The following is an 11,996-nucleotide window of genomic DNA, read 5'->3' as shown; positions in this document are numbered from 1 at the left end:
TCTCGGGTCGTTCTGTCTCCACAAAACCCGGGGCAATTCAGTTTTGGAATCATGATACGTGTGTGTCAGACAATAACGGCCGCGACTGCTCTGGTCCCATGTCGCAAACAGTGAAACACACGCACCCATTAAAATAAGGCCACCCGCCATGAGAGCCAATCGGGCATAGGCGTGCCAACGGGCTTCCCGGTAAAACGTGTATTCCTGTGTCGGAAGACGCTCGCGGATCCGCTCGAAGGTCTGTTCCTTCAAGCCCTTTTCCAACGAGGCCATGAAGCGGTCAAAGAGGGCCTGCTGATCCCGCGCGAGGGCAATTTCCTGCTCTTTAAGGCGTGCTTCCCCTGTATTTTGGAGGCTCTGGATACTTTGAAATCCTTTGTCCAACCGTTCAAGCAGTGCTGTCAGGTCGCTCTGGACCGACAGGCGTTCAGCTTTTAGCTCATCAAGAAGGGTGCTTGTCGTATCCTTGGCTGCTGCTGATGCCTCGGCTTGCGACATAATCAGAATGCCAAGCGGAGTGTCCAACCCAATTCCCGCGTCATGAAGGGCACTCAGGAGACGCTCTCGCGCCTCCTGTTCCTTTTGGTTGCCCTGTGGGGTTAAGGCAACCATTTCTTACCACCTTCGCTTTCGAGGGCAATAATAAGCTTATTGTACCATTCTTTGGCCATATGGACCCAGAGCAGGTTTAGGGGTTGGCCATTGCTACATGCTTTTCCGTCGATAGCATCAAAAACGGTAAGTCCTGCCCCCTCAATGTGTTTCATGCAGGTTAGCGCAGGCATATCGATAATTTTTACACCCTGAGATGCCATTTCCTGATAGCGAGAATCTTTGCGTAACCATGCAAAAGGATCCACTGCGCTATTGTGGGTGCGAACTAGCCCGGCATTGAGTATCAGCACTGATTGTCCGCCTTTGAAGACACCACTGTTCCAGATGCGGTGGACGTGTTCAAAGTCATCACGCTCAGGGCCTGTGAAATAACCATAGGTAGGCTGGAGACCGCTGTGACTTAGGAATTCTCCCAGATTGGACTCTTCAGCCAGTTCTTCGCTCACACGGTCTCCACCGCCCATATCAATAATGACGGACGCTTCGCGCTGTAGTGCCTGAGCCAGAATGTCTGCCAGCCAGACTTTGCTCGTTTCAAGGGTGGCGCTGGTCGGACGTTCAACGCCGTATTTGCTTGTGGCTGGGTAGAGCCGGGAGAGCATGGGGTTGTTGATATCGCCATCTGCAACAAGGACAGGATGGCCAAGGGCAATCGCCCGGCGGGCAATCCCTGCACAACCCAGACTTCCCCCGCTTCGCCCCCGACCTATCCGCCAGAATGCCCGACGGGATTGAGTGGATGAGTTTGGTGTAACGGTTGTCGTTTTCTCAGACATGCAATCCTCGAGTATGATCGGTGGACAGGATGTACACCTTCAAATCAAGGATACGGGTTCAGGTTGTGAATACTCTCAGACGTGCTACTGCGGGGTAATATCACGCCAAAAACCGGGTACCTGATTTCGGGCCGCACGGAAAACTTCGCTTTCTGCTAAAGTCATCGTTTCTGTAGTTCCGTGTCTGGCCCAAAGCAGATGTCCAACATCTCTCAGCCACTCGAACTCGTAATCGTAATTCCTATGGCTTGGGTAGCCCGGCAGATCACTGAACTTGAACGGAAGAAGCCTTATCTGTTCCAGTTCGCCTTCCTGAACGGGAGGCAAAGACGGGTCGTGCGGCAAATAGGCCTTAGCTGAAACTTTATCGACTTTGGGCAAATCCAGATAAACCAGATGCGAGCCGTCTGGCTGGGCTTCTGATAGTGCCGGTATTGGCTTTGTCACGGTTGGCGTAGCTGTTTCAGCTGCACGGTTCTGTTTCGCCTGATGCTTATACTCTTCTACGCGCGCCCTGTTTTCGCGCTGCCATTCTGCTGCGCGTTCAGCACACGCCATCTTCTCGAGCAGCTTTGCTCTCTCAATGGCCTCTGCTTCCTGCTTCAGGCGGTTTTCTGCATCCCGTAAAGCTCTTTCGCTCTCGCGTTCCGCTTCGAGGCGCAGGGTTTCAGCATTCCGCTCTGCTGCTTGGGTCTTCCTGCGTTCCAGCCACTTGCCGACGCGGTGCCAGGTTAACTGGGCGCAACGGATGCTCGGTGTTTCACCTTTGGCGTTTGTCAGGCCAGCCGAGGCAAACCATTCACAGAGTGCGCGCCAGTTGATCCGACGGCCATCCAGATGAGCGAGCAATGCGTCACGATGCCGCTCCATCCATGCCCGCAACGATGCCGCGCCATAAGCGTCGTCAAGCGCTGCCAACGCCCCTTCAATCCCGATGCTTATTGTCGTCATTTTGGCCGCTTCCCACACTCTTGCGCCTTTTGTGGCCGCCCAAGCCCTATACCAAGACATCAGTTATCCATCAACTCTTTCTCGCTTTTGCTGCCGCTTTACATCAGAACTACATCACAACAACATCACCAAAAAACCTTTTCCATATACAAATGCAAACCTTTCGGTTTGCGCTTCGCGCTATCGCCATGAGGGGATGTCGTTGTCACGACATAGGGGCCAGCGTGACACTGACAGCAGATCAGATAACCGGTGCAATGACGGAAGGATGGTCTGTCTGGGGCGCGCGTTTTTTTTGATTGTAATACTAAATTGTATTACGGTAGTGTCTGTATATTATGTAAGGAGGAAACGATGGCTGGACCGTTATCCATTCGCCTTGACGACAGGTTGCGGCGAGACCTGGAGCAGGAAGCTACTGTTCAAGGTGTTCCGCTGAGTAACCTGGTGAGAGACATCCTGAGTGCCGGAGCCAGAGCGGCCAAGCGTCAACGCATTCATCAGGATAGTGCCCGGGTCGCCCATTATGCGGCAGAAGCGCCTGAGAGGCAGGCTCTTTTTGAAGAGACCGGGGGACCCCATAGCAATGGCTTCTGATCGGCCAGTCGCCAGCACTATGATCTTTCGTCCTGGTCAGATTGTTCTGGCTGATTGGCGTGGGGATGCCCTTCCGAAAGAGCCCAACAAACGCCGTCCTGCTGTTGTCGTGGAAGATGATCTCTTTCCGGCCGAGTGGCCCAATGTCATTCTTGTCCCACTGACTGATGATGAGGGATTGGTCATTCCTGACCTGAGTGTCAGGCTCGACCCATCACCTGAGAACGGGTGCTCTAAAGTCTGCTGGGCTGTTTGTGCGCTGGTTACGACGACATCCAAATTGCGCATCATGCCAACTGATAGCTCTGTTCGCCCAGAACAGCTGGAGATGATGCGTAAACAGATCGCATTCCTGATCGGGGCTGATATTTAACGACTTCTGGTGCAGCCCTTGCCGGCCACACAAGCGGTTTAAGAAAACATCATGAGGGCCTCGGGATTGTAAGGTTCATATAATACGAAAATTACATAACTTTACACCGTACCAGTAGGAGAACTGACAGTGCGTGTTTCCAGTGCAGAGTTCATCCGCAATGGCAAGGATAGGCTGGTGCTTCTGTCTGCTGCTGAATACCAGAAGCTGCTCGCCAGATACCGTCGTGTTGTGCTGCCCAATGAGTTGAGCGAACTTGATATTGAAGCTATCGCAGCGTCCATGGTGCCGGATAGTTATGCCCACCTGGATGCAGAGATCAGTAACCAGTGAGTTTCCCCGACCTGATACAGGGGCTTGTTATTCGGTATTCCTACCTATGGCGTCGGTAAGCAGACCAAGGGCAGGCGGAAGGCCGAAAGGATTGTCCATGTGCCATTATTCTCACAACCCAGTATGATGCGGGCCTGACACGTATCCTTGTCCTGCCGATTACACACTGCTCCCCTATGGCCGGGCAAGCTGCCATCGTGGGTCGTCATTACCGGCGCTAATGATTTTATCTGGCCGGGTCCGAACTTGAAACCAATCGGGAAAAACCGATCGACAATCGCTTACGGCGTCCTGCCACCATCGTTCTACTGTACGTGCAGGGCTGCTTTTGTGAGTGAAGCACGGAGTTCGTGCAATGTTCCCGTCTCCCGGACTGACCGAACCGTATTCACAACTGGACCGGTCATACTCATTCCATCGTATTGGAAAGGAGTTATGGGCGTGGTGGATTCAGGCCAGCAAAAAATAGCAGATATCTTGGTAGCGATCCTGTCAAAAGAGGATGTCATGGGGAAGGATATCAAGGATATCCTTAAGATGCTCAGCCCCTCAGAAGATGATGATGAAAGTGCAAAAATTTCAGAGACATTGGCACTGATGGCCAATGCTATTGATGGGCTTTCGGAAACACTTGGTGGCGTTAAGGCGTCAGTCGACGAACTGGTCAAAGTCGCCAGATCTGGAGGACTGGCATGATTACCTTTCGTAAATTAACTGCGAATGGGGCCGGGAAGCTTATCGTAGCCTATTTGCGGGAGCACCAATTGGAACCAGAAAACGATGTTCGTACGGATCGTGATCTGGATAAAAACACGGAAAATGGAGAGCGGCTTAATTCTTATTATACAGGCCGGGAAGGGAAAGGGGCATGGGCTCCCAATATAGGGGCTCATATTGCTGATGCTTTAGGGATCGATACCACCAAACCGCCTACAGATGAGGGCATGGCTCGATTGTTTGAAGCGAAAAGAGCTGATACAGGCGAAGCATGGAAAAATACTGGTCGAAAGCGTGAGATATCTGGGTTTGATTTTACGGCTTCGCCAGATAAATCCGTTACTCTGGCTGCTGAATTTGCAGCGACCAAAGCTGAACAGGCTTTGATCTGGCAGGCTATTCACCTTGCTAATGACCGTGCCCTTCGCCTGATAGGCTCTGAAATTGGTGTTGCGCGCAGAGTATCTGGAGATAAAGCATTTGAAGAAGAAGGGGAGGTAGCGTGGATTTCTTTTCGCCATTACACAGCCCGCCCAGCTCTGCATATTCAGGACGGTGAGGTGGGTGCGACTGCGTCGGTGGAGATACCAGTGCCTGGTGATCCTCAAGCTCATATTCATAACGTCATGCTTAACGCTGTGGCGACGGAGAGTGGACATCTCGGATCTTTGGACAGTGCGCGCCTGACGAAAGTGACGGCTCATCTTTATGGGGCATATTTTCAGGCAGAGCTGGCACAGGAACTACGCAAGCTTGGAGTTAAAGTTGCGCCGGATGCACGTGGCAAGGCTGTTGTTATTGAGGCTATTCCGAAAGAGGCTTGTGAGGCATTTTCTAAACGGTCGAGGCAGGCAGAACAGCAGGCCAAGGCCTTTGTGAAACGTCAGGGTGGTAACTGGAACACTATGACGGCTGACCAGAAATTCAAGGTGTTGCATCAGGCCAATCTGGCGTATCGTTCCAAAAAATACGATGGAACAAATGACCGGGAAATATGGCGCGAGCAGGCCAGAGAAATGGGCTGGGAGCATAAGACCGTTCTCACTGATGAGAAGCCTCGGGAACTATCCCAACAGGAACGGTTTGAAAAGGCATACGAGGTTGCCGCTAGGTTGCTTGCTGAGGAATTTCGTACTGCAGCCGTGCTGGACAAGAATATGTTCCGAGTTCACGCGGCGCATGGCCTAATCGCGTCAGGGATAGCATCCAGTTCGGATATCGACCGTGTGGCGGAGATGATTAAAGAACGGGGCATCATGATGAATGGTGAGATGGTCCTGTTTGTTGAAAAGGAACGCGACCGTCTGGTTCAGGTCGCGACCACGGCTCAGGTGGCGCTTGAAGAGGAAATGGCTGATCTGGCTGGCCTCGCGTCCAGAACACAAACAGGGGTGTTGTCGAGCGAGCAGATTGCGGCGGCAATTGCGCGTTCGGGATTGGATTTTGAGCGCGAGCCGGACCATGGCAAGGCACAGCTTGCTGCCATCTATGCAATGGGGGAGGCTGGCCAGCTTGCCTTTCTGACGGGTGTTGCCGGGGCAGGGAAAACCGCCCTGCTTCAACCGTTGGTGGATGCATGGAAACAGGATGGGCGACGCATGGTCGGAGCAGCGCTGGCATGGCGTCAGGCTGACGCCCTGTCGGATGCAGGCATCGAAGAACGCTATGCCCTTGCGCCCCTTCTGAGAAAAATTGAGGATGGGAGCCTTAGCCTCGACCCGGATAGCGTTCTGGTACTGGATGAAGCGAGCCAGATTGCACCAGGTCAGATGTTACAGATCCTGCGTTATCAACAGGAAGCAGGATTCACCTTGCGTATTCTGGCGGACCGTGAACAGGCGCAGGCGATTGAGGCAGGTGATGCTGTAGAGCTGCTCATGCGTGTGCTCCCCAAAGAAGCACAGCCGGCACTTCTCAGCACGGTTCGCCAGAAAACGGCCCGCGGACGTGAAATTGCAGGTTTGTTTCGAAGCCCCGGCCGTGATCTGACGCTTTCGGAAGCAAAGCAGAAAGAGCAGGACACCCAGCGTGCGCGGCAGGCGATAGACATGAAGCGTAAGGACGGCACCTTCAGTCTTGTCGGGGGTGATCATACGCAGGTCGTGGAAAATATCGCGGACTTCTACCTTAAACGCCGTGACATGCTGACGGCGGCAGGGTCAAAGCGTGGCATTACAATGTCAGCTCCCACCAATGAAGATGTCATGGCCCTCAGTATTGCTGTACGTGAAAGACTGCGTATTCGAGGTGAAATTGGAAAAGAAGAGATCGTTCGGGCTGCCATAGACCAGAGAGATGAGGAATATGATTTACCCCTTTCAGTAGGCGATAGGGTTCGTCTTTTTTCACGGACAAACTGTTTGGTGCGAACGAATGATCGCAACCGTTGGCGCCAGTTGGGCAACAATGGTGATTTTGTCGATGTCAAAGGATGGAATGAAAAAGGTATCGTTCTGAAGAATAGTCAGGGCGTCGAAGGTTTCGTTCCATGGGAGCGTTTGGCCGACAGGAAAACAGGGCGGATCAAGTTAGGATTTGGTCATGCCATGACCATTGATGCGGCCCAGGGGATTACTTCAGACGAACATATTAACGCCATGCCCCGAGGGACAGCAGCAGTTACGGGATTCACGGCTTATGTGGCCGAGAGCCGACATGTTCTGACCTGCTGGACGAAGATAGCTGAGGCTCCTGTCACAGAAGCAGAAACCTTTTCCCGTCCATTAGGAGATAAGACACCAGTTACGATTGAGGACATTCTGAACCGTATTGCTGGTGATATGGGTAAGCACCCATATAAGGCTCTGGCAATTGATCTGGAAGGCGTTGAACTGAAGTATCAGGATGATCTGCGGCGCTGGATTACACAGGCCCATGTCAATGAGAAGGCAAGGCTGGAAGGAAAGTCTCCTGGGGAGAAGCAACGTGCACGACAGGCGAGCCGGGGATTACGCGCGATAACGCCTGAACAGTGGGATGATGTGAGTCGTAAACTTCGACGTCAGGCTTACCAGACCCAGAATATGGCTGAATCTATCAAGAAATCAGTTGATGGTCTGAAGCGTAATCAGAAGAAAAAGCATGTACGGCAACAGGAGCAGGTGCGTGATAGAGGCAGAAGCCGTAACGTCGAGCCGGGTTTGTGACAGGAGCAGGCCATGATGGAAGATGATGTGATGGAGATAGAGCAGTTGATTGCAACTCTTGCCCCATTGATGTCGATGGAGCGTGAGGCTGAAAACTGCCAGAGTAGTGAAGAGTATCGTGCTTTTCGGCGACGGGTTGAAGATATTAACCAGGAAGCCCTTGATGGACTGAGGCAGTTTATTGATGACCGGCCGAACTGGGGACACACGGACATGCAGTCAGTTTATTACTTTCTTACAAAGCATCCCGATCTGATCTATTCCAGAACAGATCAAGGGGTACTGACAGCTTTGATCAATGAGGCATGGCGAGGGAAGCGAGGTTGGAAGGCGTAATAAAATTAAAATTGTCTAATACGTGAGAATAACCGTTAGTCACCAATGGGGGGGAGAACGAACCCGCTGCGCGGGATTGGTGCGATGTGGAGGTCTGTCACCACGGCGTGAGCGATCTGTTTTATTTGGAACTGTCCTAATCGGACCAAGCACTCTGGCTTCTTCCCACCAGAAGGAGCCGGATGATGACAGAGTCCCTGTGCATTGCTGCAATCAGTCCCCTTCGCCAGCGCCTGCTTGATGACATGGCGGTGCGGCGGTTCTCCTGGGAGACGCAGCGCAATTGCCTTCGCGATGTCGGCCGTTTCGCCACGTTTCTGGGCCGCTCACCCCACACGGCAACAGTCGAGGATGTGCGCCAGTTCCAGATTGAGCAGAACGCGGCTGGCACTTTTCGACGCCGATCGGCTGGTCTTCCGGGGGCAACTTGCCCCTTTGGCAGACCGTCGTGCCTTCCTGCGGTATCTGGCCCCTGTGCGCAGCAGGCGCTGGGTCGTCTACGCCAAGCCGGTCCAAAAGCGGTGCTGGCCTAACTGTCACGCTATACCCACCATGTCGCCATCTCGAACCGCCGCCTCTTGGCGTTCAACGAAAACGGCGTGACGTTCCGCTACAAGGACTACCGGCGGGACACGGCCCACCAGCAGCAGGTCATGACACTCGCCACGGATGAGTTCATCCGCCGCTTCATGCTGCATGTTCTGCCACGGGGATTTCATCGCATCCGCGATTATGGCCTGCTGTCCAGTTCCAGCCGCAAGGCCAGCCTCGCCCGGGTGCGGGAACTGCTGAATGTCATATCCACACCAGCGCCAGAAGGTCGTCCTTGGTGATGGGCTTGTTCTGGGCTGGGTCAGTCATGGTTCGGGCCGTTCTGAATAGCGCACTCGTCCGGGCATGGAGGGCCATGGCCGAGAGGCGGGCTTCTGATTTGCTTCCCGTTTTGAGGGAAATCCAGAATTCAGTTTTGCCGAAGAGGGGCCGTAAGGCAACGGGGACGACGCGCCGGAAATGGTAGTGGGTGCCTACAAGAGCCAGCATTGAGAATTTCTCCAGTTTGGAGAAGGACTGTGGAGAAGCGGGTTTACACTTCACCTCTTTTGGGTTTTCTCAATAAAATCAATACCTTAAGGTATGCGAACTGCGGGACTTGAACCCGCTCGCTTTGGGCGCAACCAATCAGACAACCCATTGAAACAGAACGATAATTTCAGATGAAATCATCCTTCACATGGTGACTGCGGGTTCACTGTGCGGGCAAACCCGTGGGGCAGTCAAGAGTGGCCTATAGATGAGGCTCTGCCTTTAAGTGAAGCTCAAATCCACTTGTGCCTGCTTTTTCTAATCCTGATTTCAGCAGCATGGTTGGAATAGTATAATCACCATCATTTTGGTTTCGATATGGGATTGGTGAAGTTGTCGCCAAAGTTTGTATTCTCTCTTTAAATTTATCGGAAAGAATAGAAAACTCTTGTTCATTTAAGCGATCAACGCGGTAAGCGACAAAGGACGGTAATACGGTGAAACCGGGATAAAAGAGGATACCGTGGGTGATGGGGAAAAGGATGTCATCTATCGGGCCGTTTATGCCGCGAGATGAATAATGCTCGGGCCAACCTCCGGCAGTGACAATGAGCATTGCTCTTTTGCCTGCCATTGTGCCTTCACCATAGCGGTCTCCCCAACGTTTATCACTGTGTTCTCCCACTCCGTATGTAAAGCCGCAGGAATAAACACGGTCTACCCAGCCTTTGAGAATTGCTGGCATACTGAACCACCAGAGGGGGAACTGAAGAATGACTGTGTCAGCCCATAAAAGTTTTTTCTGCTCAGCTTCGACGTCTGGCGTCAAAGTATGAGAGGAAAATGATTCAGCGGATGCAGAGGCAACCTTGAGGCGTTCATCAGCAGGAAAAGACGGGAAGTCCTTTCGGTCAATGTCAGTTTTCCACTTCATCGCATAGAGGTCAGAAACCTGAACTGTGTGGCCTGAAGCTTCGAGTTCATTTCTGGCGATATCAAGGAGTGCCCCATTCAGAGAGTTTCGTTCTGGATGCGCAAAAATAATCAGAACATTCATGACGTCATATTCCTTTCAGAAAAGCTGGAAACTTTCAGGAAGGATAGAGAGTGTCCTATTATTCTGCTATAGACTGCTGACGGATAGGACTATGCTGAATAATGGAACAATCGTACGTTACTCTTGATCGTATGCAGACCTTTGTTCGTATTGCTGAACGGGGACAGCTTGTTGCTGTGGCACGGGAGTTGGGGGTTGGGCAGTCAACAGTCACGCGCCATTTGCATGAATTGGAGGAGGCTCTAGGAGTTTCGTTATTCGTGCGTACAACGCGTAGTGTCATGCTGACTGATGAAGGAAGGCGATATTATACTCAATGCCTGCATATCTTGAGATTGGTTGAGCAGGCAAATGAGGACGTGAAAAAAGCCAAAAAGGCAGCGACTGGCTTAGTACGAATTTCATGTACTGCCGCATTTGGCATTTTACATGTTGAGAAAATTATTTTTGCATTTCAGGATAAGTATCCTGATATTCAGATTGAATTCAATCTGACGGATGAACGTATTGATCTGGTGCGTGAGGGTATCGATATTGCAATACGTTTGGGGCCTTTAACCGATAGTGCCATGAAGCTTCGCTCTCTCGGGTTAAGTCATCGGGTGTTGGTTGCATCACCTGAGTGGTTACAGGCTCATGGCGTCCCGCAGGAACCGGAAGACCTCATCGGTCATGATGGTGTGAAAATGTCTCGCGTACAGGGTTCGTCATCTTTACATTTACAAACCCCGGATGATGACCACATTACGGTGCCCTTCAAAGGACGGTTAATAGTTGATCACGGACTGGCAGCACGGCAGGCATTTGTAGTCGGTCGAGGGTTTGGGCCTGCTCATCATTGGCTCGTTGATGACTGCATTATGAGTGGAGAGTTATCGGTGCTTTTGCCAGCGTACAGACTATCTCCTGTTCCACTGAGTATGTTGATTTCACCTGAGCGGGCGAATATCGCACGAGTGCGTATCTGTGCAGATTTCCTTGCTGAGAAAATCGCCAGTATCTCTGGAATTGTGAAATAGAATATTAGGGTAGAAAGATTGGAAATTTGTTGTGGAGGTAGGTTGCCTTTAAAGCAAAGTAAAGCCAGCCGTGCAAACCAGCGGACACGTTGTGTGGCGATGGTTTGCAAGCAGGCAAGGGGGAGTGAACTCCCCCGTTGACCCCCTTGTTTGGTTAGTTTTCTAGAATATCTAGAGCTGGTAAGGCCTTTACGATTTTCATGGTTTCAAGGCTGATAGTCAGCACCCGAAGGAACAGTTCCAACGGGTAACGTGGGTTATCCATGGTCTCGATAGCCCAGTCATTGGCATCGTTTACAATACTGCTGGCCTTGTCGGTTTTGACGCACTGGCGTTCGACAACCCAGTCCAGTGCGGGCTTGCCATTTACAACATAATCATAGGCTTCCAGCGGGATGCCTGTGACGGTGATACGGTCATTGTAATGCAGGACGCTTTTGTCCTTGCCTTTACCGTATTTCATTTTTTCTACTCGGAAAGCTTCCGGCGTCAGAGGGCCTTTGCCATAATCAATCTTTACACCTTCGTAGATGGGCTGGCTGTCAAAATTGACATGCATTTCTCCAAGTCTGCGACCTGCATCGCTGAATGCCTTGAACGCCTCATATGTTTTTAAACGAGGAATGCGAGGTAATTCTTTGCGTAGGGTGTCAGCATAGCGTTGCCGATATTCCTCAGAGTGCAGGATACCGTAGACATAGTAGAACAGGTCTTTCTTGCTGATGGTCTGCCCCGGATAAGCATCCTGAAAGTGCTTTAATCCTTCATCTGTAATGGCTTCACGGCGCACAAGGCGTGGCTGAGTTGAGGGCTGTTCAAAGAGGCTACCTTGAGAAATGCTCATTGGTTGTCCTCCATGTCGTAAAGGAACATCGGGAAGCATTGGCCCCCGTGCAGTAGGTGCAGGTCTGGTGTGGATGACGCCATTATTGCTGAGAACGGACGGTCTTCTCCCGGGCTGGATGTGCAGATAACCAGATTTATCTCTTGACACTCTGTCAGGCAGCGCGTTTGCTCTGTTGCTCTGTTGCTCTGTTGCTCTGTTGCTCTGTT

The 11,996-nt window shown here is 51.8% G+C and carries 14 protein-coding genes and 1 pseudogene; 8 read left to right on the top strand and 7 right to left on the bottom strand.

Annotated elements, in window-relative coordinates; translation table 11 throughout:
• The 3 genes from Absy_RS10740 to Absy_RS10730 all read right to left on the bottom strand — a co-directional run.
• On the bottom strand, positions 1–612 hold a 612-nt coding region (locus Absy_RS10740; RefSeq protein WP_048854760.1), incomplete at its 3' end, for a hypothetical protein.
• Positions 600–1,391: a hypothetical protein gene (locus tag Absy_RS10735; protein ID WP_143221500.1), complete on the bottom strand. Its 792-nt coding sequence runs from the start codon at positions 1,389–1,391 to the stop codon at positions 600–602. The genes Absy_RS10740 and Absy_RS10735, both read right to left, overlap by 13 nt.
• Before the next feature lie 84 nt (positions 1,392–1,475).
• Positions 1,476–2,342, bottom strand: coding sequence for a hypothetical protein (locus tag Absy_RS10730; protein WP_146802654.1), 867 nt, complete (start codon positions 2,340–2,342; stop codon positions 1,476–1,478).
• 354 nt (positions 2,343–2,696) lie between these two features.
• On the opposite strand from Absy_RS10730, the gene Absy_RS10725 reads away from it, so the two are divergent.
• From Absy_RS10725 to Absy_RS10690, 7 genes and pseudogenes are all read left to right on the top strand, one after another.
• Positions 2,697–2,939: a hypothetical protein gene (locus tag Absy_RS10725; protein WP_095351951.1), complete on the top strand. Its 243-nt coding sequence runs from the start codon at positions 2,697–2,699 to the stop codon at positions 2,937–2,939.
• Positions 2,929–3,312, top strand: a complete 384-nt coding sequence (locus tag Absy_RS10720) for a type II toxin-antitoxin system PemK/MazF family toxin (RefSeq protein WP_048854762.1) — start codon at positions 2,929–2,931, stop codon at positions 3,310–3,312. The genes Absy_RS10725 and Absy_RS10720 overlap by 11 nt, the downstream gene beginning before the upstream one ends.
• Before the next feature lie 129 nt (positions 3,313–3,441).
• Complete coding sequence (locus tag Absy_RS10715; protein ID WP_048854757.1) at positions 3,442–3,645, top strand: hypothetical protein; 204 nt, start codon at positions 3,442–3,444, stop codon at positions 3,643–3,645.
• A gap of 435 nt (positions 3,646–4,080) precedes the next feature.
• Positions 4,081–4,341 carry a hypothetical protein gene (locus Absy_RS10710; protein ID WP_048854756.1) on the top strand — a complete coding sequence of 87 codons (261 nt, stop codon included), beginning with the start codon at positions 4,081–4,083 and terminating at the stop codon, positions 4,339–4,341.
• Positions 4,338–7,508, top strand: coding sequence for a MobF family relaxase (gene mobF / locus Absy_RS10705; RefSeq protein ID WP_052945755.1), 3,171 nt, complete (start codon positions 4,338–4,340; stop codon positions 7,506–7,508). The genes Absy_RS10710 and mobF overlap by 4 nt, the downstream gene beginning before the upstream one ends.
• A 12-nt stretch (positions 7,509–7,520) precedes the next feature.
• Positions 7,521–7,844 (top strand): hypothetical protein, encoded by a 324-nt coding sequence (locus Absy_RS10700; protein WP_048854755.1) that lies wholly within the window; start codon positions 7,521–7,523, stop codon positions 7,842–7,844.
• Positions 7,845–8,228: 384 nt separating this feature from the next.
• Positions 8,229–8,662, top strand: a pseudogene (locus tag Absy_RS10690) (transposase); the annotation flags it as partial.
• On the opposite strand, the gene Absy_RS10685 reads toward Absy_RS10690, so the two are convergent.
• Entirely contained in the window at positions 8,640–8,885 is a 246-nt protein-coding gene (locus Absy_RS10685) for a DUF6538 domain-containing protein (RefSeq protein ID WP_048854752.1), read from the bottom strand. The pseudogene Absy_RS10690 and the gene Absy_RS10685 overlap by 23 nt on opposite strands.
• 244 nt (positions 8,886–9,129) lie before the next feature.
• The gene (locus Absy_RS10680) at positions 9,130–9,924 is read right to left on the bottom strand and encodes an NAD(P)H-dependent oxidoreductase (protein WP_048854751.1); all 795 of its coding nucleotides are present in this window, start codon (positions 9,922–9,924) and stop codon (positions 9,130–9,132) included.
• Between the two features lie 101 nt (positions 9,925–10,025).
• Here Absy_RS10680 and Absy_RS10675 point away from each other — a divergent pair, with 101 nt between their 5' ends.
• Entirely contained in the window at positions 10,026–10,943 is a 918-nt protein-coding gene (locus tag Absy_RS10675; RefSeq protein ID WP_048854750.1) for a LysR family transcriptional regulator, read from the top strand.
• 154 nt (positions 10,944–11,097) lie between these two features.
• Here Absy_RS10675 and Absy_RS10670 read toward each other — a convergent pair whose 3' ends face one another.
• Positions 11,098–11,787 (bottom strand): type ISP restriction/modification enzyme, encoded by a 690-nt coding sequence (locus tag Absy_RS10670; protein WP_048854749.1) that lies wholly within the window; start codon positions 11,785–11,787, stop codon positions 11,098–11,100.
• Positions 11,784–11,915, bottom strand: a complete 132-nt coding sequence (locus Absy_RS13035) for a type ISP restriction/modification enzyme (RefSeq protein WP_373852774.1) — start codon at positions 11,913–11,915, stop codon at positions 11,784–11,786. The genes Absy_RS10670 and Absy_RS13035 overlap by 4 nt, the downstream gene beginning before the upstream one ends.
• Positions 11,916–11,996: the final 81 nt, after the last annotated feature.

It is taken from the genome of Acetobacter syzygii, assembly GCF_000964225.1.
In the GTDB taxonomy this organism is placed as follows: domain Bacteria; phylum Pseudomonadota; class Alphaproteobacteria; order Acetobacterales; family Acetobacteraceae; genus Acetobacter; species Acetobacter syzygii.
This window is presented reverse-complemented; position numbering and strand designations above follow the sequence as displayed.